This is a genomic window from Natrialba aegyptia DSM 13077, from assembly GCF_000337535.1.
GTDB lineage: Archaea > Halobacteriota > Halobacteria > Halobacteriales > Natrialbaceae > Natrialba > Natrialba aegyptia.
The window spans coordinates 181,267-193,889 of the sequence record NZ_AOIP01000014.1; the positions used below are offsets into that span (position 1 = coordinate 181,267).

At 65.5% G+C, this 12,623-nt stretch carries 15 protein-coding genes; 10 read left to right on the forward strand and 5 right to left on the reverse strand.

All coding sequences use genetic code 11. From position 1 onward, the window contains the following. Positions 1-94: 94 nt before the first annotated feature. A complete protein-coding gene (locus C480_RS03750) occupies positions 95-1,126 on the reverse strand; it encodes a phosphate signaling complex PhoU family protein (RefSeq protein ID WP_006664288.1) in 1,032 nt (343 codons plus the stop codon). 105 nt (positions 1,127-1,231) lie between these two features. After that, positions 1,232-2,425, reverse strand: coding sequence for an ATP-NAD kinase family protein (locus tag C480_RS03755; RefSeq protein WP_006664289.1), 1,194 nt, complete (start codon positions 2,423-2,425; stop codon positions 1,232-1,234). 127 nt (positions 2,426-2,552) lie between these two features. Between C480_RS03755 and C480_RS24475 the strand changes: the two genes are divergently transcribed. Beyond that, positions 2,553-2,681 carry a hypothetical protein gene (locus tag C480_RS24475; protein WP_006664290.1) on the forward strand — a complete coding sequence of 43 codons (129 nt, stop codon included), beginning with the start codon at positions 2,553-2,555 and terminating at the stop codon, positions 2,679-2,681. 34 nt (positions 2,682-2,715) lie between these two features. Here C480_RS24475 and C480_RS03760 read toward each other — a convergent pair whose 3' ends face one another. Beyond that, positions 2,716-3,399: a competence/damage-inducible protein A gene (locus C480_RS03760; protein WP_006664291.1), complete on the reverse strand. Its 684-nt coding sequence runs from the start codon at positions 3,397-3,399 to the stop codon at positions 2,716-2,718. A 140-nt stretch (positions 3,400-3,539) separates the two neighbouring features. On the opposite strand from C480_RS03760, the gene C480_RS03765 reads away from it, so the two are divergent. The 5 genes from C480_RS03765 to C480_RS03785 all read left to right on the forward strand — a co-directional run bounded on the left by C480_RS03765 (position 3,540) and on the right by C480_RS03785 (position 6,752). Next, a complete protein-coding gene (locus C480_RS03765) occupies positions 3,540-3,893 on the forward strand; it encodes a winged helix-turn-helix domain-containing protein (RefSeq protein WP_006664292.1) in 354 nt (117 codons plus the stop codon). 198 nt (positions 3,894-4,091) lie between these two features. Then, the gene (locus tag C480_RS03770) at positions 4,092-4,580 is read left to right on the forward strand and encodes a 6-pyruvoyl trahydropterin synthase family protein (RefSeq protein ID WP_006664293.1); all 489 of its coding nucleotides are present in this window, start codon (positions 4,092-4,094) and stop codon (positions 4,578-4,580) included. Between the two features lie 5 nt (positions 4,581-4,585). Continuing rightward, positions 4,586-5,464 carry a 7-carboxy-7-deazaguanine synthase QueE gene (locus C480_RS03775; protein ID WP_006664294.1) on the forward strand — a complete coding sequence of 293 codons (879 nt, stop codon included), beginning with the start codon at positions 4,586-4,588 and terminating at the stop codon, positions 5,462-5,464. Between the two features lie 30 nt (positions 5,465-5,494). Continuing rightward, complete coding sequence (queC, locus tag C480_RS03780; protein WP_006664295.1) at positions 5,495-6,235, forward strand: 7-cyano-7-deazaguanine synthase QueC; 741 nt, start codon at positions 5,495-5,497, stop codon at positions 6,233-6,235. Positions 6,236-6,299: 64 nt separating this feature from the next. Then, the gene (locus tag C480_RS03785) at positions 6,300-6,752 is read left to right on the forward strand and encodes a hypothetical protein (RefSeq protein ID WP_006664296.1); all 453 of its coding nucleotides are present in this window, start codon (positions 6,300-6,302) and stop codon (positions 6,750-6,752) included. A 12-nt stretch (positions 6,753-6,764) separates the two neighbouring features. On the opposite strand, the gene C480_RS03790 is transcribed toward C480_RS03785, so the two are convergent. Beyond that, positions 6,765-8,018, reverse strand: coding sequence for an iron-containing alcohol dehydrogenase family protein (locus C480_RS03790; protein ID WP_006664297.1), 1,254 nt, complete (start codon positions 8,016-8,018; stop codon positions 6,765-6,767). A gap of 118 nt (positions 8,019-8,136) precedes the next feature. On the opposite strand from C480_RS03790, the gene C480_RS03795 reads away from it, so the two are divergent. Continuing rightward, entirely contained in the window at positions 8,137-9,348 is a 1,212-nt protein-coding gene (locus tag C480_RS03795; RefSeq protein WP_049903163.1) for a M48 family metallopeptidase, read from the forward strand. Positions 9,349-9,379: 31 nt separating this feature from the next. Here C480_RS03795 and C480_RS03800 read toward each other — a convergent pair whose 3' ends face one another. Further along, positions 9,380-10,360, reverse strand: a complete 981-nt coding sequence (locus tag C480_RS03800) for a ring-cleaving dioxygenase (RefSeq protein WP_006664299.1) — start codon at positions 10,358-10,360, stop codon at positions 9,380-9,382. Positions 10,361-10,480: 120 nt separating this feature from the next. Here C480_RS03800 and C480_RS03805 point away from each other — a divergent pair, with 120 nt between their 5' ends. The 3 genes from C480_RS03805 (at position 10,481) to C480_RS03815 (ending at position 12,550) form a co-directional block, all read left to right on the forward strand. Next, a complete protein-coding gene (locus C480_RS03805; protein ID WP_006664300.1) occupies positions 10,481-11,269 on the forward strand; it encodes a hypothetical protein in 789 nt (262 codons plus the stop codon). Positions 11,270-11,426: 157 nt separating this feature from the next. Then, a complete protein-coding gene (locus C480_RS03810; RefSeq protein WP_006664301.1) occupies positions 11,427-11,711 on the forward strand; it encodes a hypothetical protein in 285 nt (94 codons plus the stop codon). Next, positions 11,708-12,550: a BKACE family enzyme gene (locus C480_RS03815; protein ID WP_006664302.1), complete on the forward strand. Its 843-nt coding sequence runs from the start codon at positions 11,708-11,710 to the stop codon at positions 12,548-12,550. Before C480_RS03810 ends, C480_RS03815 begins: the two co-directional genes overlap by 4 nt. Positions 12,551-12,623: the final 73 nt, after the last annotated feature.

Sequence of the window (12,623 nt, forward strand, 5' to 3'; positions counted from 1 at the left end):
TTGTCGATGGGGTCTCTTAATTGCACTTATTCCGGCCAGCGAGAGGGTGTGTCACACCGGCCGGTCGTCGTCACCGCCCGGCACCGCAACCGTTTCAGTTAATCGTCGTGTGCTCCGATTCCTCGTTGAGCGCGAGGTTCGCCGCGATTTCCGCGTTTCGCATCGCGTACTGGGCGGTCTGCTGGAGGCTCACGAGGACTTCCCGAACGCGAAGGAGTTCTTCGTTCGACATCTCCGGCAACTCCACGAGGATTTCGTCCTCACGGTCGGCGATTTCGTGGAAGAGTTCACGAACCTTGTTCGATTTGTCGTAGTCGCGTTCGACGGCGGATTCGACCGCGAGCGAGGTGATCTCGTCGACCAGATCGTTCAGTTCGCGGATGTCGCGCATGACGGAGCCCTCGACGTCGAGCGTGTGGCCGTTCGTCTCGATGACGATCTCCGCGATGTCCTCGCCGTTGTCGGCCGTGAGTTCGAGGTTCTTCGCGATCGAGCGGTAGCCGATGAGCGGAAAGCCGCTGTTGAGGCCGACCGCACGCGCGAGGTTCGGGTTCTGGTAGGCCGTAAAGATGAGTCGCAAGAGGAGGACGAAGATCTTGTTCGCCTGTCGCTCGCGGTTGAGCGCCCGCTGTGCGAGGTCGGTATTCCCGTGAGCGAGCGCCTTGATCCCCTCGCCTCGCATCGTCTGCCCGGTTCGTTCGAGTCGCTCGAGCAGGTTATCGAGCGTAAAGTCCTCCGGGTCGACCGAACAGCGAATCGCGATACTCTCGGGCGTCTCCTCGATGACGCCCAGGCCCATCAGTTGCGTCTCGGCCTGGTAGACCGCGTTGATGTGCGCCGATTCGAGCGCCCCCTCTTCGCGCTCGATTCGGATGACACGCCGACCGAGGACGTACTGGGCGACGATCGCCCGTTCGACGGCCCCTGCGTCCAGGTCGTCCGCGTGGATAATCGCCTCCGTCTCTTCTGAACTCGCAGACTCGGGCATCACCGTTAGCGTCCCCTTGCCGCTCGTTCGGAGAGAGACCTCGTCTCCCTTCTCAACGTCCTGTTCGGACGCCCACTCGGCGGGCAGGGTCATCGCCAGCGTGGATGGCCCGAGTCGCTGGACTTTCCGCGTTTCCATGCTCTCCCCGTAGTAGCGACACGACCTTAATATTGACTATACACCCATTATGTGAAACGCCGAGGGTTATATGGTTCTGGTTCTCACCCGTTTATCTCCGCCCCCTTAAACAACGTTGACGAGCCGCGTCGTGAACCGTCCCGTCCGAACCTGCTGCCAGCCGCGGAGTTCGTCGTTGATCGTCTCATTGTCCGTGTCGACGCGCAGCGCCTCGATCCCGTCGAGTTTGTCCTCGTCGGCGACGACGACGAGTTCGTCGGCGAACTCGATGACGGGCGGGGAAATCTGGTGGTTGCCGCGGCCGAAGATGACGCCCTGGCCGCCGATGGGTGAGACGACGATCGTCGCGGGTTCGTCGAGCGCGGCCAGAATCTCGGATTCCGACGCATCGCGAGCGAGAAGCGTTCCGTTTCGTGTTTCGCTCGCCTCGTCTCTGTCGCGTGCCGACTCGGTGTTCGAACCGGGGTCGGCGCGCCAGACGTCCACCCCGAGCGGAGCGGAATCGATCCCGAGTTCGGATTCGATCGCGCCGACGGTGCCGCCGGGGCCGAAGACGTAGGTTCGGCCGGGCTCGATGTCGCGGGCGAAACCGGCCGCCAGCGCGTCGACGGTGCCGCTCGAGAGCTGTTTGCTCGACTGGACGTTCGGGGCGACCGGGACGGGAACGACGGATTTGAGTTCGGAGCGGACCTCGCCCTGGCGGTAGGCCGCCTCGTCGATGTCGTTGACCTCGCGGGATTCGACGCGGTCGAACTCGGCGGCGATCCGACCGGCATCGGTCGGGGTGACGGCGAAGACGGAGGAGTAGATTTTGACGCCGGCGGGGACGCCGAGCATCGGCGTCAGTGGCGACTGTTCATTGCCCGTGCCCGTGCTATGTCCGGCTCCGTCGGCGTTCTCGAGAGCCGCTGCCACATCAACAGCTGTTCCGTCGCCGCCGACGAACAGGACGAGGGAAACGTCGTGGTCGAGCAGCGCGCGAACGGTCCGGCGGGTGTCCGCGGCGGTCGTTTCGGCGGTGGAGGGGTCGACGGTCGAGTCGGCGGTCGGATCGTAGACGGTGACCGGTTCGTAGCCGGCATCGCGCGCGGCGAACTCGCCCATGATGCCGGTCGCGGTGTAGATGGTTACGTCCGGGGCGTGGCGGGAGAGTGCGGTCAGCGCCTCGCGCGCTCGCGTCGGGGCACGCGGTTCGGCACCGCGCTCGCGAGCCTCGGCGAGTGTCTCGTCGGTTCCTTTCAGTCCAACTCGGCCGCCCATGCCGGCGATCGGGTTGACGACGACGCCCAGCGCGTCCATAGCCGGGCTACGAGAGGCGATTCAAAAAGCCGTGCGATTGCAGCCCTGTCGCGGCGACCGGTTGCAGAGTCCGTCGTTATTGGGCCGTTTCTCAAAAACTAAGAGGGATCGGGCTAGAGCACCGTTCATGAACGAACTACTATACGTTCTCGCGGCGGAGTCGGAGCTTCCGATGCCGATGGAGTACGTCGGGTGGAGCGCCCTGGCCCTGAGTCTTCTCGTCACGATCGCCTGGATCGCCTACTTCTACCGGTAGCTCGACGCCTGTCCCGACCGGACGGTCCGACGGATTACGCCGTTTCGACCCGCTCGCGCAGCCACGCGGCGGCTTCCGCGACCGTCCGCTCGTCCCTTCCTTCGATCGAAATCCGAACGCCGTCGCCGGGATAGCTGCCAACCGACACGTCGAACTGCCGGCGAAGTTCGGCGATCCGATCGAGTAGCGCGCTCTCGGGTTCGTCCGCGACGACGACGAGCCGATGTGTCGGTTCGCCGTTGAACTCCGAGGCCACCGCCTCGAACATCGCTTTCATCTCCTCGGGGACCCCTGGAAGCACGTAGACGTCCTCGAGGACCGCACCCGGAGCCACCCCGACATCGTTGTGTAGCGCCCGCGCACCTGCCGGCAACTCCGCCGTTCCGTCTGCGAGTTCAGCGTGAGAGTAGCCGTTTTCTTCGAGCCAGGAGCGGGCGGCGTCGTGTTCCGTCAGCGACCGGCCGAGTGCGGCGGCGACGCCGTCCATCGTGACGTCGTCGTGCGTCGGTCCCAGGCCGCCCGTGACGATCACGGCGTCGTAGGCCGCTCGATACTCGTTGACCACGCGTGCGATGTCCGAAACGCGGTCCGGAATCGTCGTCACTCGCTCGATGTCGACGCCGCGCTCGGTGAGTCGCTCGCAAAGCCACGTGGCGTTCGTGTTTGCCGTCCGCCCGGCGAGGAGTTCATCACCGACCGTAACGACCGCAGCGTTCATACCCGCTCGTTCGCGGTCCCCCCTCAAATGTGTCTCGTCCGCATCATTCGATTCAAAATGATGTCTTACTGACCACTCAGAATCCCTGTTACTCACCATAACCACAAGATTCAATTCTGATAATTAGTAACGGTGTGACAATGCCTCGTCGGACGCAACGAACTGACACCAATTCGACTACGGTTCTTTCGGCACTCGGCAGCAAGTACAGTGCCGAAATCCTCTGTGCTGCGGGAACTCCGAAGTCGGCACAGACGCTGAGCGAAGACATCGAAATACCCATCGCAACCTGCTATCGACGCATCGAAGAACTCGTCAACGCGGGTTTACTTACCTGCGAAGGACGACAACTCTCCGAAGAGGGGCGACGAACGAACATTTATCGCCGCACGGTCGACGAACTCGAGATCGACTTCTCCGACGAGCAACCGACGTTCTCCCAGAAGCGCCGCACCGAGGCCAAAAACCGGCTGCAGGACCAACTCGAGAACTGATCGATCGACCGGTAGTGTCGTCGGCGCGATAGCAACCGAACTCGTAGTCGCAACTCCACTGTCGTCACCGTCACGGGTTCCGTCACCACCGCCATTGCCGTCACCACCACTCTCACCGTCGCGGTTACCCCTCGCTCGAGTTCATCCCGGAGCGGGGCGTTCGACCAGATTTAAGTATTCTCGAGAGAATACTCGCGTGTGACTGAATACGCCTCGGACGACGACCACGGCGAGGCCGACGGGTCGACGACGGCCGACGAGCGCCTGGTCGGTCGTTCTCGAACCCTCCACATCGGCCGCGACCGCCCGATCAGAATCAGCACTGGCCACCGAATCCTCCACCACGACGGTAAGTGCGCCAGACCGCACGGCCACAACTACGAAGTCGCGGTTACCATCGAGGGAACGCTCACCGAGGAGGGCTGGATCGCCGACAAGGGAGATATTACTGCAGTAATAGACGAGTGGGACCACCGGTTCCTCCTCCAGCGCGGGGATCCGCTCGTCGAGGCCTTCGAAGCGGCCGGCGACGCGGACGGAATCGTCGTCCTCGACCAGCCGCCAACGGCCGAGGTGATGAGCGTCCTTCTCGAAGACAAACTCCGCGCCGAACTCGGAGCGAACGTCACCGATGTCGCCGTCCAGGTCAACGAAACGAACGAACTCTGCGGCGGAAGCCAGTTCTGATCACAATGCCGGTCTCTCACTCGGTCGACCGGGAACCGTCCGAGGCGACGAACAGCACGGAGAACGAGCACCAAAACCAAACTGACAACGACGACCGACCCGACGACGGACTCCCGATCAACGAACTCTTCTACTCGCTGCAAGGCGAGGGTACCCTCGCCGGCGTCCCCTCCGTCTTCGTCCGCACGAGCGGCTGTAACCTCCGCTGTTGGTTCTGTGACTCCTATCACACCTCCTGGGAACCGACCCACGCCTGGATGAGCCTCGAGGAAATCCTCGCCGAGATCGAATCCTACGACGCGGACCACGTCGTCCTCACCGGCGGCGAACCGCTGTTGCACGACGCGAGCGCGGACCTGCTCTCCGAACTCGACGACCGCGGCTACCACACCACCGTCGAGACGAACGGGACGATCCACCGCGACGCCCCCATCGACCTCGCCTCGATCAGCCCGAAACTCGAAAGCAGCACCCCGACTCCCGAGCGCGACCCGAGAAGCGAGATTCCAGAAGAATCTCGAAACGGTGAGCGGCGATCACGAGGAGCCGCGAACCGAGGCGACGGCGAATGGGAACAGCGCCACGAGAGCGCCCGACTCGACCTCGACGCACTCACCGAACTCGTCGAGACCCACCCGTTCCAGTTGAAGTTCGTCGTCACCGACGCGGACGACATGCCGGAGATCCTCGACCTGCTCGCCGAACTTCGGGACGCAGCGACCGTTCCCATCCGCGACGAGAACGTCCTGCTGATGCCCGAGGGTGCGACCCGCGAGCGCCTCGCCGAAACGCGAACGCGCACCGCCGAACTCGCGATGGAGCACGGCTTCCGGTACACGCCGCGGCTGCACGTGGATCTGTGGAACGACGCACCCGAGACATAACCCAGTACCATCCCGATACGAAGAGATACGATGACATCCGATTCACCCACCACCGACACCGGTACCGACCCGACGACCGACTCGAAGCGCGCCGTCGTCCTCCTTTCGGGCGGCATGGACAGCGCCACCGCCGCCTACGAGGCCCGCGAACGCGGTTACGACCTCTACGCCCTCCACACCTCCTACGGCCAGCGCACCGAAACCCGTGAACTCGACTGTGCAAAACGCCTCGCCGACGACCTCGAGATGAACGACTTCCTGCAGGTCGAAACCGGACACCTCTCGGCGATCGGCGACTCGAGTCTCACCGACGACGAACTCGCCGTCGCGGACGCGGACATGGACGGCGACGAAATCCCCACCTCCTACGTCCCCTTCCGGAACGCGAACCTGCTCGCGATGGCCGTCTCCTACGCCGAAGCCAACGACTGCGAAGCCGTCTTCATCGGTGCCCACAGCGAGGACTTCTCGGGCTATCCGGACTGTCGCCCCGAGTTCTTCGAGGCGTTCGAAACCGTGGTTGACGTGGGGACCAAACCCGAGACTGACATCTCGATCGAAGCCCCCTTCGTCGAGTGGTCAAAGACCGACATCGCAGCCCGCGGTACTGAACTCGGGGTTCCCTACGAACACACGTGGAGCTGCTACCGCGACGACCAGCCGGCCTGTGGCACCTGCGACGCCTGTGCCTACCGCCTCCAGGCGTTCCAGCGCAACGATCGCCGCGATCCGATCGAGTACGCCGAGCGGCCGTCCTACATCGAGGAGTGAGCGACGACCGCGTGGTGCGTTCGAAAAGGCAAACGTTCTTTGGCCAACCCATCGTTCTCCCGCTATGTCCCTCCCGATCGTCTCGTGGGTTCGCGACGCGGACGGCGGTTGGACGCTCCCCGACGGCCGTCGCCGCGAGTTCATCGGCCTCGCGCTCGGTCTCCCGGTGTTCGCCTGGTTTGTCGCGGACGATGTGGGGCCGCTCGCGCCGAGCCAGCACTGGCCGGTCGTGGTACTCGGCGTCTGCTGTGGCGTTTACTATGCGGCATCCGTTCGACCCACGGTGTTCGAGTTGCTTCCCGACGGTCTCAGCGACATGACTGTGCTGTCACTGCTCAGTGGCGGAGCCGGTCTCTCGCTGCTCGAAATCGTTCACCTCGCAACACCGACCGTCGTGTTCCTGGTGACTGCCGGTGTGACGATTCTCGGAATCTACGTGATTCGACTCGTTTCTCCCCTCCACGACGGATTACAGCCCTCGCGTCGCGGGGCCGAGCCGCCGCCCGCGATAGAGTGAACGCCGCTCTGCTTACCACGCCGCTTCGAGCACGGCGACGAGTTCGTCGACCGACGGGTCGAGCCCCGGCGGCGCGTTCGCCATCATGCGATCCGCGAGCGTCGCCTCTGCGACGGCACTGAACTCGTCGGGTTCGGGGCCGTCCACGTCCCGAAGCCGGGTCGGGAGCGAGAGCGCGTCGCGGACCGCGGTCACGCGGTCGACGACCGCGGCGGCCGGCTCCGCGTTTGCGCCGACGCCGAGCGCGTCCGCGAGCAAGTCGACGCGGGCGTCCACGCCCTCGCGGGCGAAGACGAACTCGAGGACGTGCGGGGCGACGACCGCGTGAGCCGCCCCCTGTTGGACATCGTTCGTGCGCGTCAGCCCGTGGCCGAAGGCGTGGATGATCGACAGCGTCGTCTCGCCGGGGCGGGAGATGCCGTACTGGACGAGGACGATCCCTTCGAGAATCGTCTCGAACGTCTCGGGGTCGCGCTCGCCGCGGCCGTACGCGCGCAGTCCGGACTCCAGTGCGGCCAGTCCGCGCGACGCCGTCGCGTCGGTGATCGGCGTCGCGTTGGCGGCGTAGATCGTCTCGAGACCCTTGTCGAAGCCGTTCATCGCGGACCCCGCGAGGACGGATTCGGGCGTCGTCGCGACCAAATCGGGGTCGTAGAAAGCGGCCGCAGGCATCAGCTCCCGGCCACCGATACCACCCCCGAGTTCCTCGTCGATCCGACCCGATCCGTCCGACGCCGGTGCGGCCGTGACGCCGGCAGCCTGCGAGAGATCCGCCCCCGCGAGCGTCGTCGGCACCGCGAGGATCGGCACCAGCCCCGACTCGGGAACGGTGATCGTTCCCGTCTCGCTGAACTCGGCGACGATATCACCGCGCGAGCGATCGTCGGCCGCGAGCGCGCTGATCACCTTCGCCACGTCGAGGCTGCTGCCGCCGCCGACCGCGACGATCGCGTCAGCGTCGGTGTCTCGAAGGCGATCGAGTCCGTCGAACGCCGTCCCGAGCCGTTTCTTCGTCGTCGTCTCGTCGAAGACGCCCGCGAGTTCAGCGCCGAGTCCCGTCCGGACCGGGTCGATTACCGCCGGCGTGCTCCCGACGGTCGACCCGCAGACGACCAGCGCGCGCTCGCGGTCCAGCCGCTCGAGTTCGGCGTCGAGGTCGGCGACGCAGCCCCGGCCGAAGCGGATGGTCGGCGACGTGAACTCGAAGCGAAACGGGGTTCGATCTCGCGCCTTCTGAGCGAAGCCGTTCGAATCGGGTGCGGTCATGGGGTCGTCTACGGACGGGGGACTGTTAACAGTGGAGTCCCCGGCGGGCCACGTCCGAGGGTCCGTCTCGATCCGTCACTCCAAAACACTGTTGCCGTTTCCGGAACGATACTGCTACGTGGCGCTCACACCGAACTGGCGACTCCGGGTTCGAATCGCTGCCGCGCTCGCGCTGGTCGTGGGAGTGAACGGACTCCTGCTCGCGGCGTTCGCCTGGAGCGCTCTCCGTCTGCTTTCCGCGAGCGGCCGATCGGTGCCGGTCGAACTCGGCCTGCCGCTCACCGTCGGGACGCTCCTCCTCGCCGCCGTCGGCCTCGTCGCCGTGCAGGCGCGATACGGCTCGCGGACGATCGTCTCCGGCCTCGATCTCGACGAACTCCACGAACGTGACGACTCCGGCGAACTCGAGGGAACCAACCCGCAAACCCTCGACGGCCGGGTTCGGCGACTCGCAGCGCAGGCGGACGTCCCGCTTCCGTCGGTGGCCGTCGCCGACCGACCTGAGCCCGCCTGTCTGACCGTCGGGACGCAACGCTCGCCGACGATCGTGGTCACGACGGGACTGCTCGAGCGACTCGACGACGACGAACTCGATGCGGCTCTCGCACACGAGGTCGCCCACGTCGCCAACCGCGACCTGCCGGTCGTGACCGCAGTCGCCGCAACCGTCGCGATCGGCGATCGGTTACTCGAGCGCGAGCGGAAACTCCGCGGCGTTCTCGCCGGCATGGCGATGGTCGCTCTCTTCACCGGGATCGGCCTCCTCATCTTCGCAGTCCCGATTCTCGTGGTCGGCGCGCTCTACCTCGCCGTGAGTATCGTTGCGCGGGCGCTGCTCGGACTGAACTCGATCGCGCTCGGACTGTTTTCGAAGACCCGCGAGTTCGCCGCCGATCGCGGCGCGAGTCGACTGACCGGTGAGCCGGCGGCGGTGGCGAGCGCGCTCGAGACGCTCGAGGACGAGCGATCGAAACCGGATCAGGATGCGCGACTGCACGCGAGCGCGACGCTCGGGATCGTTCCGCAGCCGCTGGCGTTCGAGCGCACGGCTGAGAACGGTGAGGGTGAGGGTGAGGGTGAGGAACACTGGTTCGACCGGTGGTTCGTCGGTCAGTTCTCCATAGAGAGAGTCGACAAGCAAGAATCCGATGGTCCCCCGGGACCCATCGCCCGGCGCAAGGAGCGGGTCAAAACGTGGCTTCGTACGAGAACCATCGAGCCGGTGCGGACACGTATTCGACGAGTGCTCGCGTGGCGGCCCCCGACGCATCCGGCGACTGAGGAACGGATCGAACAGCTACGAACGCTCGAACGGCGTCGGCGCGGGTAAGTCGTCTCTTCCAGTATGCGACGGCGACGAACTACCGATCAGACGATGGCTCGGAATCGACCGCCGGGCCGTCGAACGGCGGCAACTGCGCCTCGATCCGTTCGCGCTCGTCCTCGAGCCACTCGGGCAGCGCCAGGCTGGACCCCAGTTCGTCGCGGTCCTCGTCGGCCGTGAACCCGGGCTCCGTCGTCGCCATTTCGAAGAGGACGCCGCCGGGCTCGCGGGTGTAGACCGACTGAAAGTACTTCCGATCGATGACCTCGCTCGGGGAGAGTCCCTGCTCGGCGTAGGCCTCCCGCCAGCGCTCTTGTTCCTCGAGATCGGCCGCCTCGAAGGCGACGTGGTGGACCGTCCCGACGCCCATCCGTCCGCGACCGGCATCGGTCTCGACCAGGTCGACGATCGAGCCGGGACCGCCGGCCGCGCTCCGGTACCGGCGGCGACCGTCGGCCTCGGCCTCGAGTTCGTAGCCGAGCACGTCGGTCAGGATCGCCTCCGTCGGCCCGAACTCGCTGACGGCGAGCGTGACGCTGTGAAAGCCGCGCAGTTGGTGGTCGGTCGGGACGGGTCCGTCTTCCCACGGCGTCGCGTCGCTCTCGGCGGCCGCGTCGTCGGCCGGCGCGACGAGTTCGAGTTCGATCCCGTCGGGGTCGGCAAATCGGAGGACGGTTTCGTCGAAGCGCTGCATCCGCTCGACGTCGATACCCTCGCTCTCGAGTCGGTCGAGCCAGTAGTCGATCGAGTCGGGGCGGATCAGGTAGGCGGTCGCCCGCGTCTGGCCGGCACCGAACTCGCCTCGGCGGCCGCGGTCGGTCCAGGGAAAGAACGTAATATTCGTGCCGGGCGTCCCGCCTTCGTCGCCGAAGTAGAAGTGGTAGGAACCGGGGTCGTCGTGGTTGACGGTCTGCTTGACGAACCGGAGGCCGAGCGCGCCGACGTAGAACTCGGCGTTTCGATCGGGATCGCCGGCGATCGCCGTGACGTGGTGTAATCCGGGCGTGGTCGGTGACATACAGCGTGTAGGCGCTCGGCCCTTGTGAGGGTTGTCCACGGTCGTGTCACCAGGGGACGCGGCCGTTACCGGGCGTCCGTCCCGCGGTTTCTTTATGTACTTCCACAATAGATTAGAAATATGAACCGACGACAGTGCGTGGTCGGTATCGCCGCCCTCTCCTCGAGCGCCGTCGCAGGGTGTTTCTCGCGGGAATCGGGTGGCGCACAGCAGTTGAACCTCACCCCGATCGACGACCGAGACGTCGAGGCGGTCTCCTCGACGACGTTCGACGAGGACGTGACGCCGATCTGTGCCGAGGGCGAGTCGCTGACAGCGACCGTCGACGGGCCGAACGCGGACGCCGTAGTCGCCCACGAGTTCGTCCGCGATCCCGAGAGCGGGCGGTACGGCGTTCGCGGTCGGATCGAGCCCGGAGAGTGGGGGAATATACCGAGTATTCGCGCGGCGTTCGACGACGGGTCGAGTGAGTCGACTCGGGTGTACGGACTCGACGCGGACGAAACGTATCTATTTACGATCACGACCGCAGATGGAGCGGCCGACGAAATCGGCGAGTACACGCTCACCGTTCGCGACGGGGAAACCGCGGATATCGGTCGCGTTTCGGAGCAGTACGCCACCGTCGACGGCGACTGGGGGCAGATCGGAACGTACGATGGGTCGCCGGTCTACGGCTACAGCGCGACGGTTGCGAACGACCACAGCGAAGCCGTCGAACTGTATCCGCGGCTGAAAGCGTACCTGGATGAGTCAACCGTGGCGTACAGCGGGACGGCTACCGAGTCGACCATCGACGTCGCACCCGGCGAGACGAGAGCGGTCTCTTTCCCGTATCCCCGGTGCGATCCGGGGAGCATCGTCACGGTTGAGGCGTGGCTCGACTGGTCGACGATGCTGTATCCCTGACCGAACGGTTTTTCGGTTCGTGATTCGCGGTTTTCCACAGTATCAACCGCTCGGCGTATGGCGGACGGCAAGCGGCGAGTAGCGAACGGCGACCTCAAAGGGCGGACGACGAACCCGGACGGCGAACAGCTAACACGATCGGCCCGGAACGATGCCTATGTCCTGTCCGTTCCTGGACTACCGACTCGAGGCGAACGAGCGGCAATTCGACGAACCGCGGGCATACTGCGAGGCGGCGGCGCGGTTCGTCCAGCCGATGCGCGCTGATATCTGCAACGACCGCTACGACCTGGCACACGACAGCGACTGCGAAATCTACCTCGAGCACGCCGGGGCTGCCGACGAGAACGAGGGTAAGAACGAGCGGGAGCCGAAAAACGGGACCGGGAACCGAAGCGGTGACGGCGACGAAAATCGGGCCGGGTCCGGTGAAGACGCGTGAGTTACGCCGAGTTCCTCGCCGGCGAGCCGGTCATCGTCACCGCCGCCCTGACCGGCGGCGTACACGGCAAGGAGACCACGCCGCACCTCCCTGAAACGCCCGAAGAGATCGGGAAAGCGGCGGCGGAAGCCGAAGCCGCCGGCGCGGCCGTCGTCCACGTTCACGCGCGCCAGCCGAACGGCGAGCGCACGTTCGCGACCGAGCGCTTTCAGGAGATCGACGACGCCATCCGCCGCCGCGCTGAGGACGTGATCATCCAGCACTCCACCGGCGGAACGGGTGCGCCGGATGCGGCGCGACATCTTCCCCTGCGGACTGACCCCGCCCCGGAGATGGCCTCGCTCGACATGGGGCCGCTGAACCGGTACGATCACCTCACCAGCGAGAACACCCGCGGCCTCGTCGACTCGCTCCACGCGGAGATGGTCGAACGCGGCGTGAAACCCGAACTCGAACTCTTCAACGACGGCCACCTGAACGAGGCGCTCGGGCTCCTCGATCGGCGCGACCTCGCCGACCCCGTCTACGGAACCCTGATCTTCGGCCCCGGCACGCTCACCCCGCCGACGCCGCGGAACTTCCTGACCGCGATCGACAACCTGCCCGCGGGCGCGCAGTTCAACACCCTCGGCTTCGGCCGCCATCAGCTTCCGTTCGCAACGATGGGCCTCCTCTTCGGCGGCCACGTCCGCGTCGGTCTGGAGGACAACGTCTACTACCGACAGGGTGAACTCGCAACGAGTAACGCGCAACTGGTCGAACGAGTTGTCCGCATCGCCGACGAACTCGGCCGCCCGGTCGCGACGCCGTCGCAGGCGCGCGAAATTCTGGGTCTCTGAGTCGCGTCTGCCCCCGACCTCTGACGAATCCGACGAATCCGACGAAATCGACGAAATCGACCCAAACCATTAG

Coding starts and splice junctions, on each gene's coding strand:
- C480_RS03750 (WP_006664288.1), bottom strand. CDS start 1,126: ATGGAAACGCGGAAAGTCCAGCGACTCGGGCCATCCACGCTGGCGATG.
- C480_RS03755 (WP_006664289.1), bottom strand. CDS start 2,425: ATGGACGCGCTGGGCGTCGTCGTCAACCCGATCGCCGGCATGGGCGGC.
- C480_RS24475 (WP_006664290.1), top strand. CDS start 2,553: ATGAACGAACTACTATACGTTCTCGCGGCGGAGTCGGAGCTTCCGATG.
- C480_RS03760 (WP_006664291.1), bottom strand. CDS start 3,399: ATGAACGCTGCGGTCGTTACGGTCGGTGATGAACTCCTCGCCGGGCGG.
- C480_RS03765 (WP_006664292.1), top strand. CDS start 3,540: ATGCCTCGTCGGACGCAACGAACTGACACCAATTCGACTACGGTTCTT.
- C480_RS03775 (WP_006664294.1), top strand. CDS start 4,586: ATGCCGGTCTCTCACTCGGTCGACCGGGAACCGTCCGAGGCGACGAAC.
- queC (WP_006664295.1), top strand. CDS start 5,495: ATGACATCCGATTCACCCACCACCGACACCGGTACCGACCCGACGACC.
- C480_RS03785 (WP_006664296.1), top strand. CDS start 6,300: ATGTCCCTCCCGATCGTCTCGTGGGTTCGCGACGCGGACGGCGGTTGG.
- C480_RS03790 (WP_006664297.1), bottom strand. CDS start 8,018: ATGACCGCACCCGATTCGAACGGCTTCGCTCAGAAGGCGCGAGATCGA.
- C480_RS03800 (WP_006664299.1), bottom strand. CDS start 10,360: ATGTCACCGACCACGCCCGGATTACACCACGTCACGGCGATCGCCGGC.
- C480_RS03805 (WP_006664300.1), top strand. CDS start 10,481: ATGAACCGACGACAGTGCGTGGTCGGTATCGCCGCCCTCTCCTCGAGC.
- C480_RS03810 (WP_006664301.1), top strand. CDS start 11,427: ATGTCCTGTCCGTTCCTGGACTACCGACTCGAGGCGAACGAGCGGCAA.